This window comes from Moraxella sp. (assembly GCF_024227015.1).
Lineage (GTDB): Bacteria > Pseudomonadota > Gammaproteobacteria > Pseudomonadales > Moraxellaceae > Moraxella.
This window is the reverse complement of record NZ_JAAELD010000031.1, coordinates 1-1,142: the sequence shown is the minus strand read 5'-3', so window position 1 is coordinate 1,142 and position 1,142 is coordinate 1. Positions and strand designations below refer to the sequence as shown.

The window sequence follows — 1,142 nt, the reverse complement described above, 5'->3', positions numbered from 1 at the left end:
TTAAAATTTTTTCACAAAAATTTGTTACAATATGCCATGATTTTAAGAAGTAATAAAGAGCCAAACATGACCACTTTTGTAAGTTTTAATATTAACGGACTTCGTGCAAGACCTCATCAGCTGATCGCCGTGCGTGATATGCTGGGCGCTGATATCATCGGCCTACAAGAGACCAAAGTACATAACGAAGCATTCCCCTTGGCAGATGTGCAAAGCTTGGGCTATCATGTGGAATTTTTTGGACAAAAAGCACATTATGGCGTGGCGATATTATCCAAAAATGCACCAATCTTCGTGCAAAAAGGCTTTCCATTTGGTGATCCAGATGCACAAAGACGTCTGATTCACGCACGCTTTGACATCGGTGGGCGTGAGATCGACGTAATTAATGGCTATTTTCCCCAAGGTGAGAATCGTAGCCACGAGACGAAGTTCCCAATGAAGCGCGCTTTTTATGCGGATTTGAATACTTATATCGACGATCTAAAAGGACAAGGGCGCGAGCTGATCGTCATGGGCGACATGAACATCTCTCCGCATGATAATGACGTGGGCATTGGCGATGCGAATGCTAAGCGCTGGCTTAGAAATGGTACCTGCTCATTCCTACCAGAAGAACGCGAATGGTATGGCGACTTGATGAGTCGCAATCTACACGACACTTATCGTAAGTTCAACCCAGATAATGCCGATCAGTTTAGCTGGTTTGATTACCGCTCAAAGGGCTTTGAGGACACACCAAAGCGCGGTCTGCGCATTGATCACATCTTATGCACTGACGGGCTTATCACCGACTGCGTGGATGCTGGCATCAGTTATGACATTCGCGGACTTGAAAAGCCGTCTGACCATGCACCGATTTGGGCGAAGTTTGGTTTATAAAGTTATCAATACAAAACACAAAAAAGCGGCTAATATGTCGCTTTTTATTTTTGTTCATATATTTATCTAGGTGAAATTTAGACCATAAATCAGATAGCCCCAAAAAGATAAATTTCCCATTCGCAAAATGTGAAAGCTTTTGGTACAATTCATAGTTATTTTCCCTGGTCCAGAGGTGACACTACAGTTATGCATAGCCAAAAATGTGTGATGAGACAGAAGACACCCCCCCCCCCCCCCCCCCCCTCCCTTACCCCCTT

1 protein-coding gene is annotated in these 1,142 nt (G+C 44.1%); it reads left to right on the top strand.

All coding sequences use genetic code 11. The annotated features are described in order from the left end of the window. Positions 1–66 precede the first annotated feature (66 nt). Positions 67–882, top strand: a complete 816-nt coding sequence (xthA, locus tag GY683_RS00630; RefSeq protein ID WP_297286911.1) for an exodeoxyribonuclease III — start codon at positions 67–69, stop codon at positions 880–882. The last annotated feature ends 260 nt before the right edge of the window (positions 883–1,142 follow it).

Coding starts and splice junctions, on each gene's coding strand:
- xthA (WP_297286911.1), top strand. CDS start 67: ATGACCACTTTTGTAAGTTTTAATATTAACGGACTTCGTGCAAGACCT.